Here is a 16,909-nt window from a genome sequence, read left to right as displayed (position 1 = left end):
TACCGGCGAGATCAGGAGACCGACATGGCGATCAACAACGTGGCCGATCTGTTCGTGGCAACGCTCGAACAGGCCGGCGTCAAGCGCATCTATGGCATCGTCGGCGACAGCCTGAACGCTCTGACCGAGGCGTTGCGTCGCCGTGGCACCATCGAATGGATCCATGTCCGCCACGAGGAGGTCGCAGCCTTCGCGGCCGCCGGTGAAGCCGAGATGACGGGAAGCCTTGCGGTGTGCGCGGGCTCCTGCGGTCCAGGCAATCTGCATCTGATCAACGGCCTGTTCGACGCGCATCGCAGCCGCGTTCCCGTGCTGGCGATCGCGGCGCAGATTCCGACGGCCGAGATAGGCGGCGGATATTTCCAGGAAACCCACCCGCAGAACCTGTTCCGCGAATGCAGCCATTATTGCGAGCTGGTCTCGGATTCGAGCCAGCTTCCTTACGTGCTGGAGAACGCCATCCGCGCGGCAGTGGGCTTGCGCGGCGTCGCCGTCGTCGCCATGCCCGGCGACGTCGCGTTCCGCAGCCCGCCCAAGCGCGCGCTGTCGACAGCGCGCGGGCTCGCGCTCGCCGCGCCGAAGGTGGTGCCGCAGGCGGATGAGCTGAAGGCGCTGGCCGATCTCCTCAACGGCGCCGAGCGCATCACCTTGTTCTGCGGCCGCGGCTGCGCCGGCGCGCATGCGCCGCTGATGCAGCTGGCCGAGGCGCTGAAGAGTCCGATCGTGCATGCGCTCGGCGGCAAGGAGCATGTCGAATACGACAACCCCTACGACGTCGGCATGACCGGCTTCATCGGCTTCTCCTCGGGCTATGCCGCCATGCACGCCTGCGACGCGCTGGTGATGCTCGGCACCGATTTCCCTTACAAGCAATTCTTCCCGACCGATGCGAAGGTCGCGCAGATCGACATCCGCCCGGAAAATCTCGGCCGCCGCTGCAAGATCGACCTCGGCCTCGTCGGCGACGTCAAGCTGACCATCGAGGCGCTGCTGCCGCTGCTGAAGATCAAGACGCAGCGCAGGCATCTCGACGATGCCATCGCGCACTACAAGAAGGCGCGCGAAGGCCTCGACTCGCTTGCGAAGGGCACGCCCGGCAGCAAGCCGATCCACCCGCAATATCTCGCAACGGTGATCAGCGACCACGCGTCCGACGATGCCGTGTTCACCGCCGATGTCGGCACACCGACGGTGTGGGCCGCGCGCTATCTCGACATGAACGGCCGCCGCCGCCTGATCGGCTCCTTCGTGCACGGCTCGATGGCCAATGCCATGCCGCAGGCGATCGGCGCGCAGGCCGCCCAGCCCGGCCGTCAGGTGATCTCGCTCTCCGGCGACGGCGGCTTCACCATGCTGATGGGCGATCTGATCACGCTGACGCAGATGAAGCTGCCGGTGAAAATCGTCGTCTTCAACAACGGCGTGCTCGGCTTTGTCGCGCTGGAGATGAAGGCGGCCGGTTTCGTCGACACCAATGTCGACCTGGAGAACCCCGACTTCGCGGCGATGGCGCGCGCAATGGGCATCTTTGCCAAGCGCGTCGAGGACCCCGGCGAGCTGCCGGGCGCGATGAAGGAGATGCTGGCGCACAATGGCCCGGCACTGCTCGACGTCGTCACCGCCAAGCAGGAGCTGTCGATGCCGCCGACCATCACGCCCGAGCAGATCAAGGGTTTTAGCCTCTGGGTCCTGCGCGCGGTGATGAACGGCCGCGGCGACGAGGTGCTCGATCTCGCGAAAACCAACCTGCTGCCGCGCTAACCGCGTTTGACAGAGGGGGCGGGCAGCCGCTCGTGGCGGGTCTGGAAGCGTTGCCAGTGCAGCACGATGCCGATGATAAGCGCCGGGACGAAGCCGAGTACGATGAGGAAATGCGGCAGCTGTGTCGGCGAGATGAATGCAATCGCGATGTCCGAGATCAGCCACAAGGCGGCGAACATGACCGCAAAGTCAGTGCGCGGGCAGCGAAGGTAGTAGAACACGGCGGTAACGATCACTGCGGGTCCGATCGCAATTCCGATCATGACGGCCGTCAGCTCCGTCGGCGTCAGCGCGTCGAGCACCATCGACGCCAGCAGCCAGAGCGCGGCGAACATGGCGATGATGTCGAGCGGATGCCGCAACCCAATACCTTTCGCAGGAACTGCGCTATCGTTGTGGCCCGGTTCCCCTCCGTCAAGGGAAAATACGTCTATTCCTCGTCACTTCCGGGCGTCGGCCGTAGCATGAAATGGCCGAAGGCGGTGGCGATCGGCTTGTCCGCATCGTCCTGCCAGGCGCGTGCCTCGAAGGCGACGATGCGGCGGCCCTGCTTCACGATCGAGACGTTGGCATAGGTATCGAGCGCGCGGCCGGAGCGTAGGTAGTTGACAGTGAGTCCGATCGGCTTGGGCGGCGCGGCGGCGCCGAGCTCGCGCGCGACCCCTATGATGGCCGTGGTCTCGAGGAAGGCGCCGGTCATGCCGCCATGGATCGCGGGAAGGATCGGATTGCCGATGATTTTTGGCGAGAACGGCATGGTCAGCGTGCCGTCGTCGTTGACGCGGATGCCGAGAGCGCGCGCGAACGGGCTGCGTGCGAATGGACCATCCGGATCCTCAGGCGCCTCCAGCGTCGGGATGCTGCGCGAATCCATCCGGCGGTCGGCGAGCATGTTGGTGCGGTTGGCGCCGATCATGAAGCAGGCGGTCGCGGTCGCGACCGGATCGTCCTCGGATTCCTGATAGGCAGTGGAGCGCACGAAGGCGATCGAGCGCGTGGTGCGGTAGCAGACCGAATGCGCCTTGATGTCGAGGCCGGGCGTCGCCGGCTTCTGGTAGTCGATACGCAGATCGAGAGTTGCGATCGCGCGTGTGCCGTCGAGCGCAAGTTGCACCGCCATGCCGCAGCTCTCGTCCAGCATCGCGGTGACGACGCCGCCATGCAGAACGCCGGTCTCGGTGTCGCCGACGAAGACGGGACGGTAGGGCAGGCTGGACCAGGCCTCGCTAGGTGCGAAGCGGTCGAGCTGGAGCCCGCTGATATGGCCGTAGTCGGAGCGGCGACCCTTGATGGTCTCGGCGAGTTCCTCGAATGGGAGCGTGGCAGGTACAGTGGACATGGCGATGTTCTAGACCAGTGCCGGCCGCCGCGCAAAACCTGAGAATGCGCCTCGCCCGGGACACCTGCCGGGTGCCGGTTTGGCCTCGACAGGGCGGGCCAAAGCAACGATGGTGGGCGCTTCGTTCGTCCAATGCCCGCAAGGAGCGCCCCATGACCGACCCCGAAACACCCGGCACCACCCAGGGGCCCGTCACCATTTCGACCTCGAGCTCGGAGCGGGCGCCGATCATCTATTTCGACGGCGCATCCTGCTTCGGCCATCACAATGGCGCGATCCAGATCGAGCTCGCCGCGAACCTGTTGATGCCGGTCGGCGCCGCCGTCAGGGTCGACGTGGTCCAGACCGCGCATCTGCGCTGCAGCGTCGCCGCGGCGCTGGCATTGCGCGAAGCGCTCGACAAGGCGCTCGCGATGTACAAGCAGGGCCAGCAGCAGCCGACGGAGGAGATTCCGGCGGTGAAGAACTGAGTCCCGCTTTGGAAGTTGGCTAGCGCGCTCGGCCTTATGGTTCGAGACGACGCGCTTCGCGGTCTCCTCACCATGAGGGTCTAACATCTTGCCGCGAAATCAGACCTCATCCTGAGGAGCCCGCAAAGCGGGCGTCTCGAAGGATGGCCGCAGGGACGTGGACGCTTGTCCAAGGCGAACACAGCTTCGCCTCAGCTCACATGCACCTTCGGCTTCTTGCCGCCGTTCCACTTGCCGTCGAGCGCGCGCTCGATCTGGGCGGCGAGCTGCAGCAGCAGGCCGTCATTGGCCTGCTTTGCGATAGCCTGGATGCCGAGCGGCAGGCCGTGATCCTGCGTTGCCATCGGCATCGAGATTGCCGGCATGCCGCAGAGATTGGCGAGCGGCGTGAAGGCGAAGAAGCGCCAGAGATTGCCGAACCAGTCGAGCACGTCGGGATTGTCGGAGATAGTGAGATATTCCCTCGTGCCGACCTTCGGCGTCGGCAGCGCGGTGATCGGCGTCAGGATCACGTCCCACTGCTCGAAGAACGCGCCGAAGCCGCGCGAGGTCGTGTTGAACACGCCTTGCATTTTCGCCCGCTCGGCGAAGCTGGTGTGGCGGCCGGCTTCCCAGATGCGGATGTTCATGGGCTCGATCAGATCTTCCGGCGGCTTCTCTAACCCGCGCGCGGCGAGCATGTTGGAGATCACCACCGCGAAATTCGAGATGTAGCAGGTGGTCTGCGCCGCGAAGGCCGCGCGGAAGTCGAGCTCGGGCAGCGCGTAGTCGACGTGATGGCCGAGGCCTTCGAGGAAGCGGCCGGTCTTCTCCAGCTCGGCGGCGAGCTCGGGCGTCGCGGTGTAATCGCCCCATGTATGCGACAGCGCGATGCGAAGTTTTGTCGGATCGCGCTTGATCATTTCGGAATAAGGCTGCGCCGTGGTCCAGAACGGCATGAACTCGCCGGGCGCAGGCCCGCGCGCGTGATCGACGAATGCGGCGGTATCGCGCACCGAGCGCGACTGGCAGCCCTGGATCGAGACAAGGCCGGTGAGGTCCGACATGTGCGGCGCAAGCGAGAACACGCCGCGCGAGACCTTCAGCCCGATATTGCCGTTGACGCCGGCGGGAATGCGGATCGAGCCGCCGCCGTCGGTCGCATGCGCGATCGGCACCACGCCGGCGGCGACCATCGCGGCGCTGCCCGCCGACGAGCCGCAGGTGGTGTAGTCGGTATTCCAGGGATTGCGGGTGACATAGACGGCGGGATTGTCGGCCGAGCTGCAGACGCCGAATTCCGGCGTCGTGGTGCGCCCGATCAGGTTGAGCCCCGCCTGGCGGAATTTGCCGGTGAGGAACGTATCGGCCGCGGCGCGATTGCCGCGCATCAACAGCGAGCCCATCTCCTGGAGCCGGCCCTTCATGGTCGGTCCGAGATCCTTCATCAGGAAGGGCAGGCCGGCGAAGGGACCGGCGAGATTGGCCCCGTCCTTGGCGGGATCGGCGATCACGTCCTCGAACAGCTCGACCACGCCCGACAGCGCCGGATTGACCTTGGCGACGCCGGCGGCGGCCTGGCGGGCCAATTCCTTCGCCGTCAGCTCGCCCTTGCGGACGCGTGCCGCCAGCGCCACGCCATCGTGCTGCGCCCATTCATTCCAGCTCATCGGCAAAGTCATGAAGTCAAAATCCTCTCGGGTAGCGGCGTCACCTTTTTCGCAACGGCCCGCGTGAATCAACTGAGCCGGCGCGAGGGGCAGGGTTGCGCCGGGCGGACAGGTCGGACGGGCCGGGGGTGCCGGCTCTATCAAGCCGACAGTCGCGCGATCGCCGCAACCGGGCCGCCGCCGGCCGGCCCCTGATGCTCGGCGCCGCCGGACACGTAGACCGCGCCGGTGCCGGCGAGGCCCGCGATCAGGCCGCCGACCGCAGCGCGGGCGTGGCGCGTCGAGCTGATGTCGGTGTCTTCGAGCATGGTGTGGCGAAAGCCGCGCACGCTGCCGTCAGGCGAGGCTTCCGCCTTGGCGAAGATGTTGACCAGCGCGCGGCCCGCGCTGGCTTGCGGCGCCGCGCCAAGCCCGACGCTGTTCAACGCCGACATCACCGCCGGGGCGTCGATCGCGTCGTTCATCACGGCATGTCCGATCTCGAACTCGCTCGCTGAGGCCGCCGAGTTGCCGAGCACGATGACGACATTATGCATCAGCTCGATCCCCGATGAGGTCGAGGCGACGTTCGAGAACAGGTCGTAGCGCCGCAGCACGTCCTCGTCGCGGACATCGGCGTTGATTTCGCCGAGCGCGACCGCGACCCCGAGCGCGGAGGCGCCGCGCGAATAGGCCATCGAGCTGTAAGAGCTCGTCGTCGCCGTCTTGTTGCCGCGCGCGTTTGCCGCCGCGACGCGCTCGCTGGTCAGCAGCGGGCACTTGATCTGCACGAAATGGACGTCGGCGGGCTCAGTGATGCCGGCGTCCGCCATCGCGGCCTTCACGGCCTTGGCCGTCTCCGTGATCTGCGCGGAGCGCCCAAGCTCTTCGGGCAGGAAATCCCGCGTGTGCGCCATGCCGATGCTCAGGCGCTTGCCGGACAGGCCGGCCGGGCGCTCGGCCTCGCGGCGCGTGAACACCGTGATGTGCGGGCTGAGCACGCCTTCGGTGCCGCCCGACATCACGAAAGCGATGCGCTGCTCGACCGCCTCCGGCGACAGGCCGAGCTTTGGTGCCAGCGCTGCGCATAGCGCTGCGACCGCGTACTCCCGGGTAAAATCGTTGACGCCGCCATTGCCCTCGGTCTTGCCGAGGATGGCGAGGATCGACTTCGGGTCGATCGCGCCGGAGCCGATCATGGCCATGAGGCCGGAGACGTCGCCGGGGCCCGTGGTGGCGATTTTGAAGACGCCGACCGATGTTGTACGCATTGACTGGTCCTTGGAATTCGGTGGCCCGGCAGATGAACAGGTGCGGAACACGGGGCTGGTGTCAAGCCGCAAGCGCTCATCTCTGACCGTCACCCTGAGGTGCTCGCCTCTTCGGCGAGCCTCGAAGGGCGACGGCCCGGCTGCATGCGGGCCGTTCATCCTTCGAGGTTCCCCACGCGTCGCGTTGCGCCGCGCGGCTCGCACCTCAGGATGACGGGTCGGCTATTTGGTCTGCCGCGACGCGAGAGAGAAGCCTTCGCCGCCCCACGATTGTGGCGAGATCGCATCGATCCAGCAAAAAATCCTCTGTCGACGGTTGCGCGCCGCACCTTGATGAATCAACCTCGGTTGGTCCATAAGCGGCGTCCCGCGGTCGGTGGTTCGCCCCCGCGTCGCGTGCTTGGATAGAGGGATTCTCGCGTGGCAAATATCAACCAGAAAATTGCGCAGGAGCTTGGGGTTCGGGCAGAGCAGGTCGAGGCGACGGTGACGTTGCTCGACGGCGGCGCCACGGTTCCCTTCATCGCCCGCTACCGCAAGGAAGCGACCGGTGCGCTCGACGACGCGCAATTGCGCACCCTGGAGGAGCGCCTAGTCTACCTGCGCGAGCTCGAAGACCGCCGCAAGGCCATCCTCGAATCGGTCCGCGAACAGGGCAAGCTCGACGCCGCGCTGGAAGCCACCATCATGGCCGCCGACAGCAAGGCGCGCCTGGAAGACATCTATCTGCCGTTCAAGCCCAAGCGCCGCACCAAGGCCGAGATCGCCAAGGAGGCCGGCCTCGAGCCGCTCGCCAATCAGCTCATCGCCGAGCCCGGCAACGATCCGAAGGTCGTGGCGGAAGGCTTCATCAACGCCGAGAAGGGCGTGGCCGATGCTGCCGCCGCGCTCGACGGCGCCCGCGCCATCCTGGTCGAACGCTTCGACGAGGACGCCGACCTGATCGGCGCGCTGCGTGAGGAGATGTGGACCAATGCGCGCATGGCCTCCAAGGTGCGCGACGGCAAGAAGACCGAGGGCGAAAAATTCGCCGACTATTTCGATTTCTCGGAGCCGCTGACCAGGCTGCCGTCGCACCGCATCCTCGCGATGTTCCGCGGCGAGAAGGAAGAAATTCTCGACCTGCAAATTCAGCCCGAGACTGAGGCGCCGCCGCCGGGCGTGCCCAGCGCCTATGAACTCAAGATCATGAAGCGCTTCGGTATCGCCGACCTCAAGCGTGCCGGCGACCGCTGGCTGATCGACACCGTGCGCTGGGCCTGGCGCACCAAGATCCAGGTGCATCTCAACATCGATTTGCGGATGCGGCTGTGGAACGCGGCCGAGACCGAGGCCGTGCGCGTGTTCGCCTCGAATTTGCGCGACCTGTTGCTGGCGGCGCCCGCTGGCACCCGCGCCACCATGGGGCTCGACCCCGGCTACCGCACCGGCGTCAAGGTCGCGGTCACCGATGCCACCGGCAAGGTGGTCGATACCGCCGTGATCTATCCGCACGAGCCGCAGCGGCAGTGGAACGAGGCGCTCGCGATCCTCGGCAAGCTTGCGCTGAAGCATCGGGTCGAGTTGATCGCGATCGGCAACGGCACGGCCTCGCGCGAAACCGACAAGCTCGCAGGCGATCTCGTCAAGGGCCTGGCCGAACTGAAGATGAACAAGATCGTGGTGTCGGAAGCCGGCGCGTCGGTCTATTCGGCCTCGGCCTTTGCCTCGGAGGAATTGCCCGGCCTCGACGTCACCCTGCGCGGCGCGGTCTCGATCGCACGGCGCCTGCAGGATCCGCTCGCCGAGCTCGTCAAGATCGAGCCCAAGGCGATCGGCGTCGGGCAGTATCAGCACGACCTCGGCCAGGCCAAGCTCGCAAAATCGCTCGATGCCGTGGTCGAGGATTGCGTGAACGCGGTCGGCGTCGACGTCAACACCGCCTCCGCGCCGCTGCTCGCCCGCGTGTCGGGCGTCGGCTCGGGCCTTGCCGCGAGCATCGTGGCGCATCGCGACGCCAATGGCCCGTTCAAGTCGCGCAAGGCGCTCAAGGACGTGCCGCGGCTCGGTCCCAAGGCGTTCGAGCAGTGCGCGGGCTTTTTGCGCATCCTCGGCGGCGAGGATCCACTCGATGCTTCCGGCGTGCATCCGGAAGCCTATCCGGTGGTGCGGCGGATTCTCGAGGCCACCAAGAGCGACATCAAGGCGCTGATCGGCAGCAGCGAGATCGTGCGCACCTTGAGGCCGAAGGATTTCGTCGACGAGACCTTCGGTCTGCCGACCGTGACGGACATCCTGCGCGAATTGGAAAAGCCCGGCCGCGACCCGCGACCCGCATTCAAGGCCGCCGTGTTCAAGGAGGGCGTCGAGGAGATCAAGGATCTCAAGAAGGGCATGATCCTCGAGGGCACCGTGACCAACGTCGCCGCCTTCGGCGCCTTCGTCGACATCGGCGTGCATCAGGACGGCCTCGTCCACATCTCGGCAATGTCGAAGAATTTCATCAAGGATCCGCGCGAGGTGGTGAAGCCCGGCGACATCGTCAAGGTGAAGGTGCTGGACTTCGAGGTCGCCCGCAAGCGCATCTCGCTGACGCTGCGCCTCGACGACGAGGTCGGCGCCAAGAAGGACGCCCCCGGCATGCAGCGCGACAACGGCCAGCGCAATCCGTCCCGCATGACCTCGTCGGCGCCGCGCAAGCAAGAATCCTCCGGCGGCGGCGCGCTTGCCGAGGCCATGCGCCGCGCGGCCGAGAAGAACAACGGCAAGCGGGCGTGAGACGTCTCTTACCTCTCCCCGCTCTTTGCGGGGAGAGGTCGGAATTCGCGCGCAGCGCGGATTCCGGGTGAGGGGCAGGGCACTATGTTGCCGAGCTAGAAGTCAATCCGACTTGTTCTGTCCTTCATTCAAACCGTGTTCGCGGAGACAGCCCCTCACCCCACCCTCTCAGCGCGAGCGAAGCTCGTCGCGGCCCCGTAAGAACGGGGAGAGGGAGCGAGAGAGCGTGCCCTCCCTAACTTCCGCGTCAGAATCTGGCGCGTTTGTAAGTTGAAGGTGGCTGTCCCTTCCTCTCATCTGATCCTTCTGACGCGGCAGAAATACCGCCGCGCAGCACGGAGGATGCTTCGATGGACAACAGGCTTCTCAAAGGCCTCACTGCGGTGACGGTCGCCGCAGTGATGGCGCTCGCTTCACCAGTGCTCGCCCGTGGCGGCATGGGGGGCGGAGGTCACGGCGGCTTCGGCGGCGGTGGCCATGGCGGCGGTGGCCACTTCGGTGGTGGCGGCATGCATGTCGGTGGTGGCGGCATGGGTGGCGGGGGCATGCGATTTGGCGGCATGGGCGGTGCTCGTTTCGGTGGTGCCCGCTTCGTCGGTTCGCCAATGGCCGCCCGTGCTGCCATTGGGCCGCGCTTTGCCGGTGCACCATTAGCGACCCGTGCCGCTTTCGGCCCGCGGTTTGCTGGCCCGGGCTGGCACGGCAGGCCGTTCATTGGCCGCCATGCCTTCTTCCACCGTCACCGCTTCAACCGGTTCGCCTTCGTCGGTGCGCCGTTCCTCTATGCCAATTATTACAACTATTACGATGACGGCTGCTGGCGCAGGGGCTGGACGCCCTATGGATGGCAATGGGTCAATGTGTGCGGAGACAGTTGGTACTAGCATCGCCGTACCGCACCATTGTCGCGATCGCCATCGGGCAGTTCCGCTCAGCCCCGGAACGGGATAGTCTGGTGGCGATCGTCGCGCGGAGTTTTGCATGACCGGAGGTCACCGCCGCATCCTGGTCGTCGAGGACGATCCGGAAACCGCAGGCCAGCTCGTCGAGGAGCTGACGACCTCGGGCTATGACGTCGATCTCGCCGCCACCGGGCGCGAAGCCCTGAGCCACGGCGTCGCGCGCGACTATGCCGTGATCACGATCGACCGCATGCTGCCCGACATCGACGGCATCACCGTGATGCGCCAATTGCGCGACGACGGCATCGCCGCGCCGTTCCTGATCATCTCCGCGCTCGGCGAGGTCGACGACCGTGTCCGCGGCCTGCGCGCCGGCGGCGACGATTATCTCGTCAAGCCGTTCTCCTTCACCGAATTGCTGGCGCGGCTGGAGGCCCTTGGCCGTCGCAGCGACACCATCGCCAAGGAAACGATCCTGCGCGTCGGCGATCTCGCCATCGACCTGATCGCACGCAGCGCCTCCCGCCGCGGCCGCAAGATTCCGCTGCTGCCGCGGGAATTCCAGCTGCTCGAATATCTCGTCCGCAACGAGGGCCGCGTCGTCTCCCGCGCGATGCTGCTCCAGCATGTCTGGGACCTGCATTTCGATCCCTCCACCAACATCATCGACGTCTATGTCGGCCGCGTCCGCCGCAAGGTCGACGATGCCCAGGCCTATCCGCTGATCCACACCATCCGCGGCATCGGATATTGCCTCCGTGCTCCTGGCTAAGACGCTCCGCTCCTCGACCTTCCGCCTGGCGCTGATGGCGATCGCGGCATTCGGGCTGATCGTCGCGGCAATCATGGCCTACGTCTATTTCGGAACGCTGGCCTATGTCGAGAGCAAGCTCGGCAATGCCGGCGATCACGACGGCTTCAGGGACATGATCGGGCTCGCGATGGCTGCGGTCGCCGTGCTTCTGCTGGTGCTCGCCGGGCTCGCCGCCGTGCTCGTGACGCGGCGTACGGTCGGGAGGATCGAACAGATCAACGCCACCAGCCGCGCCATCATGCTTTCCGGCCTCGACCAGCGCATTCCCTTGCGCGGCAGCAACGACGAGTGGGACCGCGTCGCCGAAAACCTCAATCAGATGCTCGATCGCATCGAGACGCTGATGGGCGAGGTCAAGCAGGTCAGCGACAATGTCGCCCACGATCTGCGCACGCCGCTGACGCGCATGCGCGGCCGGCTGGAGAAGGCCTATCATACCCCGCGCAACAGCGAGGCCGATGCGGCGCTGATCGGCGACACCATCGCCGATCTCGACGCCGTGCTCGGCATGTTCGCCTCCATCACGCGGATCTCGGAGATCGAGACCCGCGCGCGCCGGAGCGCCTTTCGCGTGCTGAACCTGACCGAAATCGCCGGCGAGGTCGTCGAGCTCTACGACGCCGCCGCCGAGCAGGTCGCAACCCGCCTCAGTCTCGATGGCGACCGCGAGGTGGCGATCACCGGCGACCGCGACCTCCTGTTCGACGCCGTCGCCAATCTCGTCGACAACGCGATCAAGCACGGCCGCAAGGGCGGGCAGGTGACGGTGACCTGCCGCAGTGCCGATGGCGGCTCGGTGATCGCGATCGCCGACGACGGACCGGGCATTCCCACCGAGGTGCGCGATCACGTCTTCAAGCGCTTCTACCGGCTGGAGCAGAGCCGCTACACGCCGGGCAACGGCCTCGGCCTCAGCCTCGTCGCCGCCGTCGCGCGCCTTCATGGCGCCGAGATTGCGCTGCATGACAATGCGCCGGGCCTGACCGTCCAGCTCCGGTTTCCGCATACCGGCACCCAACTTGCATGATCGCCCTGGTATCGAGTGGAAGTCCTGCAATGTCCCGCCTGCCAGACCTCGTCATCACCAACGCCTGCACGCGTAGCCGCGAGATCGTCGACATAGGGATCACCGATGGCGTGATCACCGCGATCGGCAGCCGGCTGGAGACCGGCGCCCAATCCTTCGTCGATGCCAAAGGCGGCCTGGTCACGCCCGCTTTCGTCAATCCGCATTTGCATCTCTGCAAGGTCTGGACTCTGCCGATGATGTCGGAGGCGGCACTGGAGGCCTATCAGGGCGGCGGCATGAGCGAGGCGGCGAAGGCCGTCGAGCTCGCCGCGGTGGTGAAGAACAATTACGACGTGTCCTGGATCGTCCCGAACGCGCGGCGCGCGGTGGCGCTCGCCGCGCTCCACGGCAATCTCCACATTCGCGCGTTCGCCGATGTCGACACCAAGGCCCGGCTCGAAGGCGTCAAGTCATTGCTCGCCATCCGCGAGGAGTTTCGCGGCATCGTCGATATCCAGGTCGTGGCGTTCCCGCAGGACGGCCTGTTTCGCGAGCCCGGCGCAGACGACCTGATGCGCAAGGCGATGACGCTAGGCGCCGACGTCGTCGGCGGCATCCCCTGGATCGAGGTCGATGAAGAGGACATGCGCCGCCATGTCGCGTTCTGCTTCGACCTTGCGGCCGAGCATGGGGCCGAAATCTCGATGCTGCTGGACGACGTCGGCGACGCCAATATGCGTACGCTGGACATGATGGCGCGCGCGGTGATCGCCCGCGGCGCCGAGGGCCGAGCGCTCGCCCATCACTGCCGGGCGATGGCGCTCTACCCCGACAACTATTTCCGTGAATTGACGGCGCTGCTCGGGAGCGCCCGCGTCAGTGTCGTCAGCAACCCCCACACCGGCCCGCTGCATGCGCGTGTGAAGGAGCTCCTCGCAGCCGAGATCAATGTCTGCCTCGGTCAGGACGACATTTCCGACGCCTATTATCCGCTCGGCCGCAACAACATGCTGGAAGTGGCGTTCCTCGCCTCGCATCTGTTGTGGATGACCGGGAAGAGCGAGTTCGAGACGCTTTACGACATGATCACCACGCGCGCAGCGACGGCGATGAATCTGGAGCGCTACGGCCTCGGGCTCGGCTGCGCGGCCAATCTCGTCATCCTCGAGCAGGGCGACGTCACCGAGGCGCTGCGTTTCCACAGCCCCCCGCGTGTCGTCATCAGCCACGGCCGCGTCGTCGACACCGACCGCATGCGCGCGCTGGCGCAGATTGCCACCGCCGATTGATCCACACCGCTCAGAGCTCGATCACGCCGCGGCGCGCCGCATGCGCCACCGCATCGGTGCGGCCGGTGGCATCCAGCTTGTCGAGCAGCGAGCCGACGTGGAATTTCACGGTGTGCACGGAGATTCCGAGCTGACGCGCGATCATCTTGTTGGACGCGCCCTCGGCCATCAGCGCCAGCACGTCGAGCTCGCGCTGCGTCAGCGCGATGTCCTCAGGCATGCTGCGGGGATCGCGGGCGACGACCGTCGCCGCGGCCTGCTCACCGGGCCCGGCGAGGCGAATCCCGGTGACATTGCCGAGCAGCGCCGTCAGGCGATCGGCGAGCGCAGGATCGTCGATCTCCAGCGACAATACGATCTCGGCTGTCTTGTCCCCGCTCACGCCTCCGGCCTCTCGCCAACCGTGACCTTGAAGCTGACCGGCTCGCCGCCGCGGCGCACCGCGACATCGACCACGGCGCCGACGCTGGCAGGACCCAGCGTCCGCGACAGCGCGCGCACGCCCGACAGTTTCTGGTCGTTGACGGCCACGATCACGTCGCCCTGGCGGATGCCGGCCGCGGCGGAAGGACCGGCCTTGTCGACACTCATCACCATCGCGCCGATGCCGTCGTCAAGCCGCACCGGCTGGAGGCCGAGGCCGAGATATCCGCGGGCGATGCGGCCGCGCGCCTCGAGCTGCGGCGCGACGCGCTCGATCGTCGCCGTCGGGATGACGAGCACGCGCCGCGGTCCGAGCACGGCCATGCCGAAGGCGTCGCCCGACGCGTCGAGCGCCAGGCCGCCCTCCTGGCTTGGGCGCAGGCGGACGTCGAGCTCGATCCGGGCATCGATGTCGCCGCCGCGCAGGGAGCGCCAGCTCTTGCCGGATGCCGATACCATTCCGAGCGCGGCGCTCGGCGTCTCGCGATGGGTGGCGACCACGATCGACAACGCGCCGAGCGGCGGGACTGTGGCAGCAAGCTTGACCGGCGCGAGCGCGGTGTCAGCGCGCAGCAGCGCGATGTCGGTCGTGTGGTCGCGGCCGGCAATCGTGGCGGCGACCCGGCTACCGTCGGCGAGGCCGATCTCGATCTCGCCCTCGTCGGCCAGTGCCTCGTCGGCGGTGACGATCAGGCCGCTCTTCCAGACGAAGCCGGTTGAGCGGGAGCGATGCGAATGCACGGAGACGACGGACGGCGCGGTGCGCGCCACCAACTCCGCGAGCGCGGACGACAGCGAGGACAGGGGACTGAGATCGGTCATGGCGGGCTCCTGTAAGTTGTCCTCAATCTGGGATGCCGCGGGCGATTGCGAAACTGGCCGGGTGGCCAGGACAAAAAACAGGACCAGAACAGGGGACAGGGGCGGGCCTCCGTAGGACCACGGCCGACGAACATGTGATTGGGAGCGCCTCACGGGAACGTGTAGCAATCCCGAAATTGCGTCCTATGGCCTCACGGATTTCAGCGAGCCCTGACTGATGACCATCGATCTGACCCGCCGCACCCTGCTTCAACTCGCCGGCGCCACCTCGCTTGCGATGGCGGCCGCAGCCGCGGCGCGTGCCGAGGGTACGCCGCAAGGTGGTGGCCCGACCTATGCCAGCCGCACGCCGATGCGGGTCGGCATGGTCACGCTCCGGGTCAAGAATCTGGACAAGGTCGCCGACTACTATCGCGACGTGATCGGGCTCACCGTGATGGAGCGCTCGTCGGCCGCAGCGAAGCTCGGCGCGGCCGGGATCACGCTCCTGGTGCTGGAGGCCCGTCCCGATGCCGCGATTGAATCGCGCAGCGCCGCCGGCCTCTACCACACCGCCTTCCTGATGCCGACCCGCAAGGACCTCGCGCGATGGCTGGTAGCAGCCGCCTCGCATCGGGTGCCGCTGTCGGGTTTCGCCGATCATCTCGTCAGCGAATCCGTCTATCTCGACGACCCCGAAGGCAACGGCATCGAGGTCTATGCCGACCGCGATCCCTCGCAATGGCAGTGGAGCGAGGGCAGCGTGAAGATGGCGACGGACGAACTCAACATCCCCGACCTCTTGTCGCTGACCAATACGCGCGTTCCTGATTATGCCAAGGCGCCGGACGGCATGCGCGTCGGCCACATGCATCTGCGCGTCGGCGATCTCGCACAGGCCGAAAGCTTCTATCACGGCACCGTCGGCCTCGACCCGACCCGCAAGCGCAACGGCGCGGCGTTCCTGTCGTCGGGCCGCTATCACCATCACCTCGGCATGAACGTCTGGCAGAGCCAGGGCGCCGGCCAGCGCGACGATTCCACGACCGGTCTCGCCTGGTTCTCGCTGGTGACGGAGAAGCAGGGCATTCTCGCCGCCCAAGAGGAGCGTCTGCGCAAGGGCGGTGTGAACGTCACGGCGCTAAGCAACGGCGTGGAGGCGATCGATCCCTGGGGCACGCGGGTACGCTTGCTCAAGGTTTGATCGCGGGGGCGGGCATTGCTAATACCTCTGGGGTGCCAGCTTGCGGAGCCCCCGTCATGTCCGAATTCCACGGCGTCTTCCCCTACCTCGTCTCCCCCGTTGATGCCGACGGCACGGTGCGGACGAACGTGCTCGCAAGGCTCTGCGACGACCTGATCGGCGCCGGCGTGCACGGCTTGACGCCGCTCGGCTCGACCGGCGAGTTCGCCTATCTCAATGCCGCCCAGCGCACCGCAATCGTGCAGACCACGATCGAGGCTGCGAAGGGCCGCGTGCCGGTCGTGGCCGGCGTCGCCTCCACTTCGACCGCGGATGCGGTGGCGCAGGCGAGGGCCTATCAGAAACTGGGTGCAGACGGCATCCTCGCGATCCTGGAAGCCTATTTCCCGCTCGCCGATGCCCAGGTCGAATCCTACTTCCGCGCCATCGCGGATGCCGTGGACATTCCCGTCGTCATCTACACCAATCCGCAATTCCAGCGCTCCGATCTGACCCTCGACACCATCGCGCGCCTCGCGGAGCATCCGCGCATCGGCTACATCAAGGACGCTTCGACCAACACCGGCCGGCTGCTCTCGATCATGAACCGCTGCGGCGATGGCTTGCGCGTGTTCTCTGCCTCCGCCCATATTCCCGCGGCGGTGATGCTGATCGGCGGGCTCGGCTGGATGGCGGGCCCGGCCTGCATCATCCCGCGCCAGAGCGTTATGCTCTACGACCTCTGCAAGGCCGGCCGCTGGGACGAGGCCATGGCGCTCCAGCGACGGCTGTGGCGCATCAACGAGGCCTTCGCCCGCTTCAACCTCGCCGCCTGTATCAAGGCCGGCCTTTCGATCCAGGGCTACGACGTCGGCGATCCCGTCCCGCCACAGGCCGCGCTGACGGCCGATGCGCGCAAGGTGGTGGAGGCGGCGCTGCGGGAGCTGGCGTGATTGTCATTCCGGGGCGATGCGCAGCATCGAACCCGGAATCTCGAGATTCCGGGTTCGTCCTTCGGACGCCCCGGAATGACAATCCTCAGTGCGTAGGGTGGGCAAAGCGTAGCGTGCCCACCATCCTGATCGCGTCCGTTGAGCGATGGTGGGCACGGCGCAAGGGCGCCTTTGCCCACCCTACGGAATCACGGATTTGCGGAACGGCTGACGAATCCGTGGATATCCCGCCCAAAACCGCGGCTGGTATGCCCCCGATCGATCCGCTAAAAGGCTGCCCGCAGTTTCGAAAAGACCCTGAGGACCCCA

Annotated in this window: 15 protein-coding genes; 9 read left to right on the top strand and 6 right to left on the bottom strand. The window is 66.6% G+C overall.

Annotation, left to right across the window (positions count from 1 at the left end):
* Nucleotides 1-24 precede the first annotated feature (24 nt).
* Nucleotides 25-1,761: a ubiquinone-dependent pyruvate dehydrogenase gene (poxB, locus tag ACVJ19_RS05805; RefSeq protein WP_453949860.1), complete on the top strand. Its 1,737-nt coding sequence runs from the start codon at nt 25-27 to the stop codon at nt 1,759-1,761.
* Here the strand turns inward: poxB and ACVJ19_RS05800 are convergent.
* Both ACVJ19_RS05800 and ACVJ19_RS05795 read right to left on the bottom strand, forming a co-directional pair.
* On the bottom strand, nt 1,758-2,123 hold the full coding sequence (locus ACVJ19_RS05800; protein ID WP_453949861.1) for a hypothetical protein: 366 nt from the start codon (nt 2,121-2,123) through the stop codon (nt 1,758-1,760). The genes poxB and ACVJ19_RS05800 overlap by 4 nt on opposite strands.
* Before the next feature lie 68 nt (nt 2,124-2,191).
* Nucleotides 2,192-3,100: a PaaI family thioesterase gene (locus tag ACVJ19_RS05795; RefSeq protein ID WP_453949862.1), complete on the bottom strand. Its 909-nt coding sequence runs from the start codon at nt 3,098-3,100 to the stop codon at nt 2,192-2,194.
* 152 nt (nt 3,101-3,252) lie between these two features.
* Here ACVJ19_RS05795 and ACVJ19_RS05790 point away from each other — a divergent pair, with 152 nt between their 5' ends.
* Nucleotides 3,253-3,570, top strand: coding sequence for a hypothetical protein (locus ACVJ19_RS05790; protein WP_453949863.1), 318 nt, complete (start codon nt 3,253-3,255; stop codon nt 3,568-3,570).
* A 191-nt stretch (nt 3,571-3,761) separates the two neighbouring features.
* Here ACVJ19_RS05790 and ACVJ19_RS05785 read toward each other — a convergent pair whose 3' ends face one another.
* Both ACVJ19_RS05785 and atzD read right to left on the bottom strand, forming a co-directional pair.
* Nucleotides 3,762-5,231: an amidase gene (locus ACVJ19_RS05785; protein WP_453949864.1), complete on the bottom strand. Its 1,470-nt coding sequence runs from the start codon at nt 5,229-5,231 to the stop codon at nt 3,762-3,764.
* Nucleotides 5,232-5,359: 128 nt separating this feature from the next.
* Complete coding sequence (gene atzD / locus ACVJ19_RS05780) at nt 5,360-6,469, bottom strand: cyanuric acid amidohydrolase (protein WP_453949865.1); 1,110 nt, start codon at nt 6,467-6,469, stop codon at nt 5,360-5,362.
* A gap of 420 nt (nt 6,470-6,889) precedes the next feature.
* Between atzD and ACVJ19_RS05775 the strand changes: the two genes are divergently transcribed.
* From ACVJ19_RS05775 to ACVJ19_RS05755, 5 genes are all read left to right on the top strand, one after another.
* Nucleotides 6,890-9,226, top strand: a complete 2,337-nt coding sequence (locus ACVJ19_RS05775) for a Tex family protein (RefSeq protein WP_453949866.1) — start codon at nt 6,890-6,892, stop codon at nt 9,224-9,226.
* A gap of 350 nt (nt 9,227-9,576) precedes the next feature.
* A complete protein-coding gene (locus ACVJ19_RS05770; RefSeq protein WP_453949867.1) occupies nt 9,577-10,110 on the top strand; it encodes a hypothetical protein in 534 nt (177 codons plus the stop codon).
* Between the two features lie 97 nt (nt 10,111-10,207).
* On the top strand, nt 10,208-10,900 hold the full coding sequence (locus tag ACVJ19_RS05765; RefSeq protein ID WP_453949869.1) for a response regulator transcription factor: 693 nt from the start codon (nt 10,208-10,210) through the stop codon (nt 10,898-10,900).
* Nucleotides 10,887-11,969 (top strand): sensor histidine kinase, encoded by a 1,083-nt coding sequence (locus ACVJ19_RS05760; RefSeq protein ID WP_453949870.1) that lies wholly within the window; start codon nt 10,887-10,889, stop codon nt 11,967-11,969. Before ACVJ19_RS05765 ends, ACVJ19_RS05760 begins: the two co-directional genes overlap by 14 nt.
* A 29-nt stretch (nt 11,970-11,998) precedes the next feature.
* Nucleotides 11,999-13,240, top strand: a complete 1,242-nt coding sequence (locus ACVJ19_RS05755; RefSeq protein ID WP_453949871.1) for an amidohydrolase family protein — start codon at nt 11,999-12,001, stop codon at nt 13,238-13,240.
* Nucleotides 13,241-13,250: 10 nt separating this feature from the next.
* Here the strand turns inward: ACVJ19_RS05755 and ACVJ19_RS05750 are convergent, their stop codons facing one another.
* Nucleotides 13,251-13,622 carry a response regulator transcription factor gene (locus ACVJ19_RS05750; RefSeq protein WP_453949872.1) on the bottom strand — a complete coding sequence of 124 codons (372 nt, stop codon included), beginning with the start codon at nt 13,620-13,622 and terminating at the stop codon, nt 13,251-13,253.
* Nucleotides 13,619-14,485 (bottom strand): S1C family serine protease, encoded by an 867-nt coding sequence (locus ACVJ19_RS05745; protein ID WP_453949873.1) that lies wholly within the window; start codon nt 14,483-14,485, stop codon nt 13,619-13,621. Before ACVJ19_RS05745 ends, ACVJ19_RS05750 begins: the two co-directional genes overlap by 4 nt.
* A 217-nt stretch (nt 14,486-14,702) precedes the next feature.
* Here ACVJ19_RS05745 and ACVJ19_RS05740 point away from each other — a divergent pair, with 217 nt between their 5' ends.
* Complete coding sequence (locus tag ACVJ19_RS05740; RefSeq protein WP_453949874.1) at nt 14,703-15,668, top strand: VOC family protein; 966 nt, start codon at nt 14,703-14,705, stop codon at nt 15,666-15,668.
* Nucleotides 15,669-15,724: 56 nt separating this feature from the next.
* Nucleotides 15,725-16,600, top strand: coding sequence for a dihydrodipicolinate synthase family protein (locus tag ACVJ19_RS05735; RefSeq protein WP_453949875.1), 876 nt, complete (start codon nt 15,725-15,727; stop codon nt 16,598-16,600).
* Nucleotides 16,601-16,909 lie beyond the last annotated feature (309 nt).

It is taken from the genome of Bradyrhizobium sp. USDA 376, assembly GCF_054063675.1.
This window is presented reverse-complemented; position numbering and strand designations above follow the sequence as displayed.

Coding starts and splice junctions, on each gene's coding strand:
- ACVJ19_RS05755 (WP_453949871.1), top strand. CDS start 11,999: ATGTCCCGCCTGCCAGACCTCGTCATCACCAACGCCTGCACGCGTAGC.
- ACVJ19_RS05785 (WP_453949864.1), bottom strand. CDS start 5,231: ATGACTTTGCCGATGAGCTGGAATGAATGGGCGCAGCACGATGGCGTG.
- ACVJ19_RS05765 (WP_453949869.1), top strand. CDS start 10,208: ATGACCGGAGGTCACCGCCGCATCCTGGTCGTCGAGGACGATCCGGAA.
- ACVJ19_RS05745 (WP_453949873.1), bottom strand. CDS start 14,485: ATGACCGATCTCAGTCCCCTGTCCTCGCTGTCGTCCGCGCTCGCGGAG.
- ACVJ19_RS05770 (WP_453949867.1), top strand. CDS start 9,577: ATGGACAACAGGCTTCTCAAAGGCCTCACTGCGGTGACGGTCGCCGCA.
- poxB (WP_453949860.1), top strand. CDS start 25: ATGGCGATCAACAACGTGGCCGATCTGTTCGTGGCAACGCTCGAACAG.
- ACVJ19_RS05795 (WP_453949862.1), bottom strand. CDS start 3,100: ATGTCCACTGTACCTGCCACGCTCCCATTCGAGGAACTCGCCGAGACC.
- ACVJ19_RS05735 (WP_453949875.1), top strand. CDS start 15,725: ATGTCCGAATTCCACGGCGTCTTCCCCTACCTCGTCTCCCCCGTTGAT.
- ACVJ19_RS05790 (WP_453949863.1), top strand. CDS start 3,253: ATGACCGACCCCGAAACACCCGGCACCACCCAGGGGCCCGTCACCATT.
- ACVJ19_RS05740 (WP_453949874.1), top strand. CDS start 14,703: ATGACCATCGATCTGACCCGCCGCACCCTGCTTCAACTCGCCGGCGCC.
- atzD (WP_453949865.1), bottom strand. CDS start 6,469: ATGCGTACAACATCGGTCGGCGTCTTCAAAATCGCCACCACGGGCCCC.